The organism is Streptomyces sp. NPDC043680, from assembly GCF_056436685.1.
This window is the reverse complement of the sequence record NZ_JBWKCE010000018.1, coordinates 1-14507: the sequence shown is the minus strand read 5'-3', so window position 1 is coordinate 14507 and position 14507 is coordinate 1. Positions and strand designations below refer to the sequence as shown.

At 69.6% G+C, this 14507-nt stretch carries 9 protein-coding genes and 1 pseudogene; 4 read left to right on the top strand and 6 right to left on the bottom strand.

Annotated features, from left to right (window positions below):
• Positions 1-507: 507 nt before the first annotated feature.
• Genes AC0666_RS27455 through AC0666_RS27445 form a run of 3 tightly spaced genes read right to left on the bottom strand, consistent with a single transcriptional unit; the run spans position 508 to position 4526 of the window.
• Positions 508-2343: a tetratricopeptide repeat protein gene (locus AC0666_RS27455; RefSeq protein WP_478708555.1), complete on the bottom strand. Its 1836-nt coding sequence runs from the start codon at positions 2341-2343 to the stop codon at positions 508-510.
• Positions 2229-3245, bottom strand: coding sequence for a tetratricopeptide repeat protein (locus AC0666_RS27450; protein WP_478708484.1), 1017 nt, complete (start codon positions 3243-3245; stop codon positions 2229-2231). Before AC0666_RS27450 ends, AC0666_RS27455 begins: the two co-directional genes overlap by 115 nt.
• A 51-nt stretch (positions 3246-3296) precedes the next feature.
• On the bottom strand, positions 3297-4526 hold the full coding sequence (locus AC0666_RS27445; RefSeq protein WP_478708483.1) for a hypothetical protein: 1230 nt from the start codon (positions 4524-4526) through the stop codon (positions 3297-3299).
• 452 nt (positions 4527-4978) lie between these two features.
• Between AC0666_RS27445 and AC0666_RS27440 the strand changes: the two genes are divergently transcribed.
• Both AC0666_RS27440 and AC0666_RS27435 read left to right on the top strand, forming a co-directional pair.
• Positions 4979-8941, top strand: a complete 3963-nt coding sequence (locus AC0666_RS27440) for a hypothetical protein (protein WP_478708482.1) — start codon at positions 4979-4981, stop codon at positions 8939-8941.
• Positions 8942-9415: 474 nt separating this feature from the next.
• Positions 9416-9566: pseudogene (locus AC0666_RS27435) on the top strand (Tn3 family transposase); the annotation flags it as partial.
• A gap of 163 nt (positions 9567-9729) precedes the next feature.
• Here AC0666_RS27435 and AC0666_RS27430 read toward each other — a convergent pair.
• From AC0666_RS27430 to AC0666_RS27420, 3 genes are all read right to left on the bottom strand, one after another.
• Positions 9730-10920 carry a site-specific integrase gene (locus tag AC0666_RS27430; protein ID WP_478708481.1) on the bottom strand — a complete coding sequence of 397 codons (1191 nt, stop codon included), beginning with the start codon at positions 10918-10920 and terminating at the stop codon, positions 9730-9732.
• 263 nt (positions 10921-11183) lie between these two features.
• Positions 11184-12425 (bottom strand): MFS transporter, encoded by a 1242-nt coding sequence (locus AC0666_RS27425; RefSeq protein ID WP_478708480.1) that lies wholly within the window; start codon positions 12423-12425, stop codon positions 11184-11186.
• Positions 12338-12907 (bottom strand): divalent metal cation transporter, encoded by a 570-nt coding sequence (locus AC0666_RS27420; protein ID WP_478708554.1) that lies wholly within the window; start codon positions 12905-12907, stop codon positions 12338-12340. The genes AC0666_RS27425 and AC0666_RS27420 overlap by 88 nt, the downstream gene beginning before the upstream one ends.
• Positions 12908-13016: 109 nt before the next feature.
• Between AC0666_RS27420 and AC0666_RS27415 the strand changes: the two genes are divergently transcribed.
• Positions 13017-13640, top strand: a complete 624-nt coding sequence (locus AC0666_RS27415; protein ID WP_478708479.1) for a hypothetical protein — start codon at positions 13017-13019, stop codon at positions 13638-13640.
• A gap of 320 nt (positions 13641-13960) precedes the next feature.
• Positions 13961-14326 carry a hypothetical protein gene (locus tag AC0666_RS27410; protein ID WP_478708478.1) on the top strand — a complete coding sequence of 122 codons (366 nt, stop codon included), beginning with the start codon at positions 13961-13963 and terminating at the stop codon, positions 14324-14326.
• The last annotated feature ends 181 nt before the right edge of the window (positions 14327-14507 follow it).

Here is a 14507-nt window from a genome sequence, read left to right as displayed (position 1 = left end):
GGCCAGGGCCCGGCTCGTCGAAGGCGGGCCGCGACGCTCAGCGTCTTGTTCGTCATCATCGGATGCTCCTGCCAGGCTCGGGGCCCTGGGCCGCGATCCTTGTTGGCATCGCCGTCGTCGGCCTGCCAAGCACCGGTGCTGGTTTGGGCGCAAAGTTTGGCATGAGACACGTTGATTGCCGGATTCGATGGAAGTGCTGAAAAACGGCCCATCGCCCGGATAGAGTCGCAGGTCAGTAAGCTGCTCCCCGCGCCCGCGGGGATGACCCGACCCCCCAGGTCATCGACGCTTTCGCGAGGCTCTGCTCCCCGCGCCCGCGGGGATGACCCCAGGTTGCGGGTGTGCTCGGTGATGTAGTCGCGCTGCTCCCCGCGCCCGCGGGGATGACCCCATCCTCCGTGGACCTCTTCCGCGCAGCGCGCTAGAGACATTCCGCTGGGGCAGCCGGGCCCGTCGCGCCGCTCGCGGTCCATCAGCTTCGCCCTGACTCAATTCTCCCGTTTATCTTCACCCGTTCCTGCGCTCCGAGATGACGCGTCGACACGTCCCCACCCGCTGAGCCACCTCGGCCTCCAAGGCCGCACACTCGATGAGGTAGTGCTGCAGGTCTGCGAGAGCGCCGTGGTCCGAGAGGCGCGGGAGGAGCAGCTCGGTGGCCTCGGAGACCTGGCTCTCCGGCCCGAAGAGGAGAATCCGGACCAAGGCGACGAGGGGTCGAGGACCGTCGACTGATTCATCGACGTGGTGTTCGAGGAGGTCCGTCCAACGTTCCGCACTGGCCTCGTCGATTCCTGACCGGACGGTGTCGAGCATCGCCTTCTCGAAGAAAAGGCCGTCGCCATCGGGGTCGACCGCCAGTGCTCGTTCGAGGTCGTCAGCTGCTCGCGAGTAGTCCCCCATTTGGCGGAAGGTGATGCTCCGTTCTCTCAGTGCCGGTGTGTTGGAACAGTCCAAGCCGAGCGCCGCGGTGAGGTCGGTGACGGACTCGTCGTAGTGGCCGGCCTGACGGTGGGCTACGCCGCGCTGGGTGAGTGCCGAAGCGTTGCCGGAGTCAAGATCCAATGCCGCGGTGAAGTCGGTGATGGCCTCTTCGAAGTGGCCGAGTGCCTGGTGGACCATGCCGCGCTGGACGAGTGCCCACCCGACCCGGGGAGTCTGATGGAGTGCCGCGGTGAAATCGGCCAGGGCTTCTTCATAGTGGGCCGCCTGCCGATGCGTGAACCCGCGCATCACGAGCGCACTCGTACTGGTGGGGTTCTGGTCGAGTGCCGCGGTGAAGTCGGTGATGGCCTCTTCGAAGTGGCCGAGTGCCTGGTGGACCACGCCGCGCTGGGTGAGTGCCCACACGAGCCGGGGGTTCTGGCTGAGCGCCGCCGTGAAGTCGGCGAGGGTTTGTTCATAGTCGGCGGCATTCCGGTGCGCGACTCCGCGTGCGACGAGCAGCCATGTCGAGGTGGGCTCCTGGTCGAGTGCGGCGGTGAGGTCGCTCAGGGCTTCTTCATAGCGGTCGGCCTGAGAGTGAGCCTGCCCGCGGGAGCCCCGGGCCCAGACGTCATGGGGATCCAGGCTGAGCGCGGTGGTGAAGTCGTCAACGGCCTCATCGAAGCGGCCGGCTTCCCGGTGAGCCTCTCCGCGCTGGCTGTAGGCGAAGGCCAGGGTGGGGTCCAGGCCCAGTGCGGCGGTGAGGTCGCTCACGGCTTCCTCGTAGCGATCGACCTCTCGGTATGTGATCCCACACACCACGAGGGCCCACGCGTTGGTGGGGTCCAGGTCGAGTGCGGAGGTCAGGTCGGTGATGGCTGCCTCGTAGTGGCTGGCCTCCCGGTGTGTGAGCCCGCGCTGGACTAGAGCCAAGGCGTTGGTGGGGTCCAGGTCGAATGCCGAGGTGAGGTCGGTGATGGCCTCCTCGTACTGGTCGGCCTCCCGGAGTGCGATTCCGCGTGAGAATCGGGCCCGGGCGTGGGTGGGTTTGAGCTCCAGTGCGGCGGTGAGGTCGGTGATGGCTTCCTCTTGGTGGCCGGCATGGCGGTGTGCGACCCCGCGTGAGACGAGCAGCTCCGCGTTGTCGGGGTCCTGTTCGAGCACGGCGGTGAAGTCGGTGATGGCCTCTTCGTAGCGGTCGACCTCCCGCAGTGCCATCCCGCGTGAGACGCGGGCCGAGGCGTTGTCGGGGTCCAGTTCGAGTGCGGCGGTGAAGTCGGTGATGGCCTCTTCGTACCGGCTGGCCCTCAGGTGCGCCAAGCCGCGGTGGATGAGAACCAATTCGCTGGTCGGATCCAAGCCGATCGCGGCGGTGAAGTCCGTGAGCGCCTCCTCGTAGCGGCTGGCCTCGCGGTGGGCGATTCCGCGCTGGACCAGGACGGGACACTGGTCGGATCGATGTCGTATGCGGCCGTGAGGTCGGTGATGGCTGCTTCGTCGTGGCCGGCGTCTCGGTGTGCCATTCCGCGTGCCACGAGTAGCCACGTCTCATCGGGCTCCTGGTCGAGTGCGGCGGTGAGGTCGCTGATGGCCTCCTCATAGCGGTCGGCCTGCCAGTGAGTCTGTCCGCGGGAGCCCAGTGTCCAGGCGTCGGTGGGGGCCAGTTCGAGTGCGGCGGTGAAGTCGGTGATGGCCTCTTCGAAACGGTCGATCTGCCGATGGGCTTCACCGCGTTGGCTGTAAGCCCAGGCGTCGGTGGGGTCCAGTTCGAGTGCGGCGGTGAGGTCGGTGATGGCCTCTTCGAAGCGTTCGGCTTCGCGGTGGGCTTCACCGCGTGAGACGAGCGCCCAGGCAAAGGTCGAGTCGAGGGTGAGCGCGGTCGAAAGGTCGCTGATGGCCTGCTCAGCGTGACCGAGCCAGCGGTGGGAGTTGCCTCGGTAGGCCCAAGCACGACCGTTGCGGGGGTCGAGGCTGATGGCCCGGCTGAGTTCCGTGAGGGCTTCCTCATCGCGGTCCTCAAGGTAGAGGTGCCGGCCCCGGTAGGTGTGGGCCCAGGCCCGTGCCGAGGTGGTGAGCCGACCGTGGGTGAGGAGCGCGGTGAGCGAGGCCATGGCGGGGGACTCATCACCGGAGACGGCGTCCTGAAGGCGCCGCGCCCAGAGCAGGAGCTCGGGGTCTGCCGTGTCCCGAGCTGCCTGTTCAAGGGCATCGGCCCATTGCCGCAGGGCGGCCGTGTTCGCTCCAGCGGCATGGACGGCTTCGTCAAGCGCAGAGGGCAGATGAGCAGCAGGCTGCGCACAGAGCCGGTGATAGGTCTCGTCCACGTGGTGCCGACGCCATCGGGCATCACTCCACCGCTTCCCTTCGGGAAGTCCTTACTCGGCAGCGGAGCGCCAGCCGGCGTGGGCCTCCGCCAGTCGAAGATGCGCCGCAACCCATCGCTGAGGTGAGCGGGTACGTTGCTGACGCACCATGCTCGCCCGCACCACGGCGTGGTACTGCTTGAAGTCACCATGGCCCGTGACGAACGGTTGCTCACACAGCCACCGCCACAGCCCTTGCGCCTCTGCTGGTACGGCGGCGGCGAAGACGTCCTCGTTCAGCTGCGGCACCAGCGCGCATGCAAGGACCGCCTCACGTTGCTGCGAGCTGGTGATCCACTGCACGAACCGGTCAACGGCAGCATCCGCCACGTCCCCGCTCGCGTCCACGTCATCAGCGGCCTCGGGCTTGGTGAGCGCCAGGAGTTCCACCAGGAGCGGCAGCCCCATGGACAGCTGCCACACGGCCTCCGCCACCTGTGGCTCCGTCACGCCCCTCGCAGCCAGCAGCTCCCGCGTCTCCGCCTCGGTGAACTCCTCCAGCGGTACGTCGGCCACCTGCGCCCGCAACTCGGCCCACTCCCGTTCCCTGAGCTCGTCCCGTCCTGCGAGCACCACCATCACGTTGGCCGGCAACGACCCGAAACCATCGCTCAGCAGCTCTCGGAGCCACTCGTCCATATAGCGTCCGGTCTGCTCCCACGTGTCGAGGAAGAGCACCACCCAGGGGTACCGCTCGCACAGCCGGCCCAACTCGGAGACGAACGCGCGATTGACCCCGGCCACATCGCCGCCGCGTGAGCGCCGTCCACGGCCGCGCGCCCCGGCGCGTAGACGACCCAGCCCCTGGGCAGCAGTGTCCGGGTTCGCCATGGCGGTCACCACTCCGGCTCCGGGGATCAGCGACACGGCACCCAGCGCGGCCTGCGACACCAGCCGGCTGGAGACCGATGGCCCGCCTTCCGCTACGTCGGCCCCCTCCAGCGGCATGGGCTCGGCGGCTGCCTCCTGCTCCCGGCGGTATTGATCGGCGGCTCGGTCGAACTCCTTGAACGGCCCCGCTTCCTCGGCCAACTGCCGTGCCAGCTCCACCAGGGCTTGCTGCACACCGTGGACGTCCCCCTCGTCCACCACCGCGGTGATCGCCCCGGCTGCCCGTGCTGCCTGCTGCCACTGCCTCAGCAGCGTGCTCTTGCCGACGCCGCCCACTCCGCGCACATGAAACAAGAACTCCGCCGACTCCGGATCCTTGGCCAGGTTCTCCGTGAACAGCGACAACTGCACCCGCCGCCCCACGAACTGCGACCGCGCCCTCTGACGAATCAGCTCACCCCGAGACCGGCTCCGCTGCCCCGACCCTGCCACGCACACCCCCCGGCTCAGCCTGCCGCGCTCACTGCCTCAGGCTGCGAATCACTGCGAGCAGTATCGCTGTGGGCGACAGTCGATGGCGGGCGTCTCCAGGATTCCGCTGGGCAGGGACCGCCAGGGTCCCTTGGCTGCCGGCGTTGCGCCTGATAGTGGACCAAGTCGGCGCCCTGGTCGAGCAAGTCCGGTCCGGGCTGCGCAGGCCGGCCGCCAGTCGGCGGCCGCGCCCCGAGCCTCCTGCCTGGTGGGGGCGGGACGTGCACGGCGCATCCCGCCCCCTCGGGCTGTCCGGGGCAGGCGCTAAACTCCGGCTGCCCAGAGCTCCCGAGCAGGTCACGGGGGTCGGGCCCATCCGAACTGGGGGGTTCATGAGTTTGCTGCCGATCGGCAGAAAGAAGCGGAGAAGACGGGGGCGGGGCCGCGCGAGAGCCGCCTCGGGCACCCTGCTGCTCGCCCTGCTGGCCTCACTCGCAGGTCAGACCGGCACCGCCGCCGCGGCCCCCGCGGCACCCACCACCACCACGGCCGCCCCGGCCACGGCCCCGCCCAAGACCGCGGGTCCGCAGGCCACGCCGACGCCGGATCCCACGGCCGACCACCAGGCGACCGTACGCACGCTCCAGAACAGCGACGTCTCCGGTCCGTGCCCGGCAGCCGTCGCTCCGCACACGGTCGTCACTTGCACGGTGGACCCGTCCAAGACGGCGTCCTTCTCGCTCGCCCTGCCGCAGCAGAAGGACCTCGTCCTGCTCCAGGTCACCACGACCCAGTCGTCCACCACCAAGCTGATCGCGCCCGGCGGCGCCACCGTCGCGTGCGACGTCGCCTGGGGCGCGCCCGCGATCCGGCAGTGCCCCACCAGTCAGGCCGGGACATACACACTGCAAGTCACGGACAAGAGCGCCGTGGCGAACGGCATCTCCGTGTCGTACACTCCGCTGCTCTCGTCCACCGCATGCAAGGTCATCGGCGCCGGAGACCGCAGGCTCGGCGGACCGACCGTGTTCCCCCGGACGCTGCCCACCGGCTCGGCGGGCGACTGCTACACCCTGGACCTGGCAGCGAGTGACGTCCTGCGCGCCTACAGCTCCAGTTCCGAAGTCCTGCACAGCGTGTACGACGCCTCCGGGCAGCAGATCTGCACGTCCTACTCCCGCGGGGAGGACGCGATGGACTGCAAACTCACGGGCACCGCGCCGTTCCGCATCTCGGCGGTGCATCCCTGGGGTGGCGCGGTCGCTTATAACTACTCCGTGGCCCGGCTCTCCAAGCCAGAGGGCTGCGCGCTGGTCGTCCCCCAGGCCTTCGGAGTCGCCCCGGATCTGAGCCCGGAGCACTGCCGCACCCTTCGGGTCACGCAGGCGGCCGAGCACTCCTTCGCCGAGGTTTCCTCCGGCAACGTCCCGCTTCCTTCGCGGCTCGTCTCCGTGGCCGGCGACGTCATACCCGGCTGCGACGACGGAACCTGCGACCTGGCCCCCGGTGACTACACCTGGTCGGCAGACCCCCGGTCCCGGAATCTCACGACCTTCGGTATCGCATTCGTCTCCGCCAAGGAGACCAGGGGATGCACGACGACCCACGACAACGGCCTCGTGGCCGGTCCGGTCACCGGAGCGTTCGGTGCGCCCGGACAGCAGTTCTGCCTGACCCTGCCGACCGCCACCGGCAAGGGCATCTACACACTGAACCGGCCGCCCGCCGGCGGCAACCCTGCCCGTGTGAAGGTGTACGACGCGTCCGGAACCCTGCAGTGTGACACCGGGCCCATCTGCAAACTGACCGGCACCGCTCCCTTCCGCGCATACCTGAGCGGGCAGCCGGACTCGAGCTACGGACTGGTGTTCCACAGGACGGGTGAGGCCGTCGGCTGCACGCCGTGGCCTCATTCCGCGTACGGCAACGGTGCCTGGGGGGCCGAGGTATCGGTGTCCCCGGACAACACCTGGGGCTGCCTGAGCGTGCCGGGGGACGCGCACTCCAACGCCGAGTTGATCGGCTCAACCGAAACCGCGGGCTACCCGAACGCGACGGTCATGTGGGTCGACGCGGCGGGCGACGTGAAATGCGAGACCGGCTCCTCCGAAACGGCCGCCAGATGCTCCCTCGCCTCCGGGGTGCCCTACACGGTGCTGCTCGTCAGCCGGGGCGGATTCAACACGTACAAGCTGGTCCGCCGTGACGTGTCCGCAACCGCGCAGTGCCCGGCCGCGGCCTCGACGAAGACAGGCGGCCCCTCTCTCGCCCTCGACCTCACGTCCGTGCTGGATGCACGCTGCGTGCGCGTGGACGCCGCCACCACGGACAAACTCTGGATCGCCTCACGGACACCCGGCAATTCGGGCGGTGACGTCACCCAGCTGACCGTTGTCGACAGGGAGGGCCGATTCGTGTGCCCGGAGCCCCTCGCCCCCTGCCGTGCTGACGGCTCGACGTCGTACACAGCGGTCATCACATCCCACGCTGCCCGCCCCGACGCCCCCCTCGCGGTGAAACTGGACACCTGGCGAGTGGGGACGGCCTCGGGCTGGGCCCCGGAATGCACCGCCAACCGGATTTGGGTCAACAATTTCCCCGAACGGAGCGGCACCCTTTCCGAAACCTCCACCGCCTACTGCGCCGTGATCGACATGAGGCCCGGCCAGTCATTCACGGTCTCGGGCGACACCTCTGACATTGGGGGCGCGAAGCCGGACCTGGACCTGCTGAGCAGCCCGGGGTGGACCTCGATGAACAGCGGCTACGGGTGCACCAACGGGGACGACAGCCGGTTGTTCTTCGGCTGCCGCGCGAGCGCCGACGCAGCACCCGGCCAAGCGGTCCTGCTGTTGAGCCCCCGCCGGTCCCGCACTCCCGTCGATTTCCACCTGAGGGGGATCTGTGACTCCGGCTGCGTTGTGCCAACGCTGGACCCGGCCGGCATCAGCCCGTCGACCAGCGCGGCGGGCACGCGTACCGAAGCTGTCGTCAGCGGTACCGGGCTCACCGTCGGCACCAAGCTCAAGCTGATCCGCAACGGCTGGACAGAGCGGGTGCTGGAGCCGATCACGGCGAACACCGACGGAAAGCAGCTGCACGTCACCGTCGATACGAACGGGCTGGAACCCGGACAGTACGACTTGCTCCTCGACGGCGCCAAGTACACCAGCGGGGTGCCCTCCCCGGGCTACCTGCCCAGGGCGTACACGGTCACCGCCCCCGCGCCCGTCCAGACGGGCAGCCGCTTCGTGCCGGCCGGGCCGTCCCGGTTCCTGGACACGCGTGACGGCACCGGTGCGAAGAAGCAGCGCGTCGGACCGGGCGGGGTCGTCACACTCCAGGTCGCCGGGGTCAAGGGCATTCCGGCGACGGGGGTCACGGCCGTGGTCATGAACGTCACCGCCGTCCACCCGACCGAGGCCGGACACGTGATGGTCTACCCGAACGGGCAGGCCACGCCCAAGGTGTCGAACCTCAACTTCGCGCCCGGGCAGATCGTCCCCAACCTGGTGACCGTCCCGGTCGTCAACGGCAAGGTCGACCTGCGCAACAACGCCGGCTCCGTCGACCTCATCGCCGACGTCACCGGCTACTACACCGATCAGGCCGGTGCCGGCTCCGCGCTGAACCCGATCACCCCGGCTCGGTTCCTGGACACCCGTGACGGTACGGGTACGAAGAAGCAGCGCGTGGGACCCGGCGGGGTCGTTACCCTCCAGGTCGCGGGCGACAAGGGCGTCCCGGCCACCGGAGTGACCGCGGTCGTGATGAACGTGACGGCGGTGCAGCCGACCGAGGCCGGGCACGTCACCGTCTACCCGAACGGCCAGGCGGCGCCGGGCGTGTCGAACCTGAACTTTACGCCCGGACAGATCGTCCCCAACCTGGTGACGGTCCCCGTGGTCAACGGCAAGGTCGACCTGCGCAACAACTCCGGTTCCGTCGACCTCATCGCCGACGTCACCGGCTACTACGCGGCCACCGGCTCCGCCTTCTCCGCGGCCGGTCCGGTCCGCCTCCTGGACACCCGCGACGGCACCGGCGCCCGCGCCGGAGCCGTGGGTCCGGGCGATGTCGTCCACCTCCAGGTGACCGGCGCCGCAGGAGTCCCCGCACAAGGAGTCACCGCCGTCGTGCTCAACGTCACGGTCACGAACCCGACCGAGGCCAGCCACCTGATCGTCCACCCGCACGGGATCACACGGCCGGGCGTGTCGAACCTCAACTACGTCCCCGGGCAGACCGTCGCCAACCTCGTCGTCGTCCCCGTCGTGGACGGCCGGGTCACGTTCTACAACAACTCCGGATCCGCCGACGTGATCGCCGACCTGAACGGCTACTTCACCTCCTGACACCAGGGAAGAACGAGCGAGGCCCCGCCCGATCATCAGATCGGGCGGGGCCCTCCGTATCTGCCGGGTCCGAGCGTCTCGGCGTCGACCTTGGGATCGGCGTACGGCAAGAGCCCACCAGCGTGCACACGGGAGAGTGAGAGTGCCGGATGGGCAGCCGGGCGCGAGCGTGTTCCGCCCGGGAGGCCGCCGAGGTGCTGCGCACGGTACCCGGCGTCATCGCCCGCCCCCTGTGCCGGCCGGACAGCGCCTTGGGTCTGCTGGAGCACTTGCGGGGCCCCGGGCCGTCCAGGCCCACCGGAGAGACCGTGGGCGGCGCTGCCACTCGCCACGGCAGGCCGCGGAAGCGGTTAACGGGCCGCGCCGGACGCGCCATGACGATCTGCTGACACGCCGTGCAAGCTTCAGCAGGCCCCGGCTTCCTCGAGGTGACAGGCGCGGATCGGGCCGACGCACAGGTCGAGGGCCCCTTGGACACTCACCGTGCAGGAGCCCCGCCACACGCTGGCCGGGACGTGTGCCACGGCAAGCGCGGCACCATCCACCAGGCGTACCGCGAAGGCAGGGGGACCAGCTCGGCCTCCTCGGCCTGGTCCTCAACGCCGTCGTCCTCTGGACGACGAAGCTGCCGGTTCATCTGCCGCCGGTAGGTGTCGTCGACCCGGTCGACCACCCGCAGCAGGTGCTCGGTCTTGGCGATGCGCCCGTACTCAGCGAACGCAATCGTTCTCAGCGCCAACGGCTGTACCGATGTTCCCCGAGGCCGGTCCCCCACTGCCTCCGATCAGTCAAAGCGTGCTCCGCATGTGGACCTTGTGCCACGGGTTCTGGGCTCGGTTCTGGGCGCGGTCGAGGTATTCGCGTTTCACCGTTGCCGAGCCGGGCTTCCAACGGCCCTGCTGGGTGGGGTCGCCGCCGGCGTCCGCGATTTGCTGGGCGCCGCCGCGGCGCAGGCCGTGTGAGGTGATCAGGTGCCAGCCGGGCAAGCCCGCGAGGTAGGCGCGGTGGCGGATCCAGTCGTTGAGGGCGTCGCCCGTGACGTAGTCGCCCCGGGTGGTCGCGGCAGTGCGGTTCTGGAGCCTGCCCTTCGAGGTGAGGGCGCGCATCAGAGGGCCGTCGTGGACACCCATGCGGTGCAGGCAGTGCAGCCAGTCCCGTACGGCCGACACCGGGTCGTACAGCGCGGGACCGGCGGGGTCGGCCGGGATGAACGTGCTCTCGCCCTTTCCCTCCTGATCCGTCTTGGAGTACGCGATCCAGAGGTCGACGCCGCTGTCCTCCACCTCGACGTCGTCGATGTCCAGGTCTGCCAGCTCGATACGGCGGTTCAGTGCTCCCCGGCCTACCAGGAGCGCGCACCGGTCTCTGAGTCCTGCCGGTGTGCGCAGGTCACAGGTGTCGACCATGGCGCGCAGCATCGGCTCGGTGATGGGCGGGGCTTTGCGTACGCGGTTCCGCTTGCCCCACTCCTTGCGGTACTCGGCCAGCATGCCGCGGGCTTCGGTGGTGCCAGGACGCTGGTCCTCCGGCATCCACGTACGGACGCCCGACATGTACGTTCGGATCGTGTTGGGGGCCATGTCCCGGGCGATGAGGCCGGCGACCCATTCCACGTACGTGGCCGTCGTGCACGGGCGTGCCACGCGCCCCATCGCCTCGCACCATTCGGCGAAGTTCTTGCGCTGGCTGCTGTAGTTGCGGTTGGTGTTGGCCGGTGCGGCCTTGTTCTTCAGACGCTCCGCCGTGGCCGGGGACACCTCGAAGTCCCGGCGGGTGTAGGTCGGGGCGTCCGCCTCGGTGGGTACGGATTCGCCGGGGTGGAGGATGGTGTGCCGGTCGAGCAGTGGCCGGGGCGCGGCTGCCGAGGGGATGGTGGCGGGCAGCAGCGCTTCGTCGACGAGCTCGGCATCGAGGACTTCGGTGTCCTCGTCGACCGCCGCCGTCGACGCTCCTCCCGCCGGACCCTGATGCGTGGTCATGCGGCCCTCCCCTGACGATCGTTCCTGGGCAATCACCCTTGTATAAGGGAATTTATACGAGGGTGGCTTCACGTTCGGTCGGAAGACCGCCCGTCCGGACGTCGTATCCCACCCGGGACCGTCTTGCCCAGGGAGTCGTCTGAGGGCCCGGCCTTCCCCTCCGCGACGGAGCCGGCTGGCAGGTGGGCGTCGTAGCCCGTCGACGGTCGGCCAGAGGGGCGCCGATATCCGCCGGCACGTCCTGGTTGACCCGCCCGTCCGCCTCAGGCAGTCGCCGTGGCCTCCTTCGCCGTGTCCCCGTGCCGGGCCGCGCCCGCGTAGCCGCGGCGTCGGGCCCAGGCCACGGCTGGCGGGGCGGCCAGGCCCGTCACGGCGAACAGCGCGCCCACCACGTACCAGCCGGGCCGCCCCCAGGTGATGCACAGGGAGATCAGCAGGGCCGGCCCGACCGCTTCGGCGAGGCCGGCGCCGAGGCCGAAGACGCCGAGGTACTGCCCGGTGGCGTGCCGTGGGGCCAGCGCGAAGGAGATCTCGAACCCGGCGGCCGAGTGCCACAGTTCGCCGAGGGTGTGGACGGCGACGGCGGCGAGCAGCAGCGCCGCCGCGGCCCAGGCCGGGATCCCGGCGGACAGGGAGATCAGCACACAGGCGGCGAGGAAGGCGACGCCGGAGCGGCGGTAGGCGAGGGCGCCCGCCGTCGGGGTGTCGATGCTGCGGCTGGCCCGAACCTGGCAGGTGAGGACCAGGACGGTGTTCAGGAGCATGGTCCCCGAAATCAGCCACGGCGGCGCGTCCGTGGCGGCGACCAGCCACAGCGGGATGGCGACGGTCAGCACCTTGAACTGGATGGCCATGATGCCGTCCAGCACGGTGAGGGCGAGGTAGGGCCGGTCGCGCAGCGCGATCCAGCGCGGGCCGTCGGCGGCCGGTTCGGGCGCGACGGGCCGCAGGCGCAGCACGATCACCGCCGATGCCGCGAAGGCGAGGGCGTTGCCGATGACGAGGAGGCGGTACGCGTTCTGCGTTCCGGCCTGGACCGCCCAGCCTGCCAGCACGGCACCGAGGGAGATGCCGATGTTGGTCACGGCGCGCAGGTAGGCGCGGAACTCCTGCGGCCGCTCGCCCCCGTGGTGGCGGATGATCGGGCTGCGCGCCGCGAGCCCCGCGCCCTTCGCCGCGGTGGCCGCGCAGACCGCCGCCACGAACGGCCAGAAGCTGTCCGCCAGCAGGAAGCCGGCCGTGGCGAACGCCTGCACCACGAGCGTGGCGGCGTACACGCCGCGCGCCCCGCGCCGGTCCGCGAGGTGGCCGGCGACGATGCCGACCGCGAGGGCGAGGATCCCGGCGATGCCGAGCCCGAGGCCGACCTGGGCCGCCGGGAGCCGGACGGCCTCGGTGAAGTAGAGGACGCCCGCGGTCAGGTAGAGGCCGCTGCCGACGGTGCAGACGAAGTTCGAGGCGGCGATGGTGCGCTGCGGTCCGGGCTCCGGCAGCAGGTGGGGCATGGTGCGCTCCGTATCCTGTCAGGACTGACGGTAAGGGGCGTGCGGCGAGGGCTGCGGTTACAACTACCGCCATTGGATTGCATGTTGATGGCAATTGCAAGAGGAGTGCAACAAGGCCGGTGGTATGGACCCCCGTTGCTCCGCTCAGCCCGTGAGGACCTGCCCGACGAGGTAGAAGGCCGATCACCAGGACTGCGACCACCGAGGCCGCCGCGGTGGTCAGGGGGCCGGTTGGCCAGCGGGCCCATGACCGTACGGTCGCGGGTCAGCAGGATCAGCGGTACGAGGGCGAAGGACAGCACCACCTGTGACCACACCAGCGCCTGGGTGGCATCGACGCCCGTGCATAGGATGACCATGCTCGGCAGGAGCGTGATCCCCCGGCGCACGGTGAGCGGCAGGGACCGCCCGAGGAAGCCCGACATGATCAACTGCCCCGCGTAGGTGCCGACCGAGGAGGAGGCGAGGCCGGAGTCGAGCAGGGCGACGGCGAAGGCGAGGCATGACGAGGCCGCAATTGCGCCCTGAGAGCGGCGGCAAGCCGAACCCGCCGAGTCCGGCTGCCGGCGCTGGGTCGGTCAGGATGGAGCGATGAACCCTCGTGACCTCGACCTCGTCATCGCCGCAGCCCATGCCGTCGGTCCGTGCCCGCCGGGCGAAGAAGCGGACTGGACCGACCGCGTCCGAGAACGTGCCGTAAGCCTCTATGTCCTAGGGGACACCGTCGGTCAGGACACCGCCCGACTGGATGCCGCGAAGCAGTTCACTGCGACGCTGCTGGACGTACGCCTGGAGGCAACTAGCACCCGCGGCGTCCTGGTGCTACGCAACACCTCCGGCGAGCTGGAGCAGCCGATCCGCACCGACCGCGGTGACTCCGAGGCCGGCCGGGCGATGATCGAGCGCGCCCGGGCGCTGATCGGCCACCGGGTCCGGGTCTACCGCCTCAACGAGCGGATGGCGTCCAATCCGAAGCTGGAGGTGCGCATCGTCGTGCACCTGGCGGACTTCGGCCTCGACACCGACCCGATCCACGAGAACAGCGCCAAGCAGAACGTCCTGGCAGCCGCCGAGGGCGACACGGCCACCGCGCAACGCGCCTGGTCGGAGGCTGCCCTCCCGGACTCCGGCGCCGTGTCCGTACGACAACTGGTCGAGGCCCTCGCATGCTTGCCTCAAGCCGACAGCGGGCCGGACGGACAGAGGTTTGCGTGAAATGCTGCTTTCGAAAAACTTGCGCGGGTTCCGTCGTCATCGTGCAGGTGCAGCTCAGCAGGCCTCCTCGTCGGGCGCGCGGGGGCTGGGTGAACCCTTGCGGCCATCTCGATTTTCTGATCTCAGAAGGCTGGGAACGCGACCGGCTGTCCGGCCGCAGCCTGACGGGGCAGCTCCGCAATAAGGCGGTACACCGAGCCTGAGCGATCCCGCACATGTTCGGATATGGGGGCGGCCGGAACGGAGGCCGTAGCCGGGCAGGTGGAGCATGATGCCGCGCCCCGCAGTACCAGGGAAGGTCGGGCGCGGATACTGGCCTCATGGCTCAGCTGTCGTCCTCCGTCTCACCGGCGCCAGTCGCCGAGGTCCTGCGCGAGCGGTACGACGGCCGCCTGCCCGCCTCTCTCGGCGAACTGGCCGGTCCGTCCCGTGGACCCGTGCGGCTGCCCCTGCATGTCGCGTGGTCCGGTCTGCGTACGTACGACCTGGACCGGCCCCGGCAACGGATGAGCCTGTACCGCACCGTACTGGCCGAAGGACAGCGCGACGACCTCACCGCGCTCCTGAACCGTGACCTGCTGACCGAGCAGTGGCCCATCCTGCGGACCCTGGTCAGCAGGCACATCCGGCAGGTCTGGGAAGAGCGCTTCCCCCAGCTCACGGCTCGGGCGACGTCCGCGGAGTGAACCTCACTTGACGTTTATGGTCCGGCATCGAACACGGCTCGTACTTGATCGGCTTTTTCGCATTTCAGCGGACGTGAAGGCGGCCTTCGGCTGATCCTGTGCTCCGTCACAGAGGCATGGGTTCAGCACGAAGGCCGTGGTCGTGAGTTTGGTACGTCAGAGTGTCCTGCGGGAAGCGTTC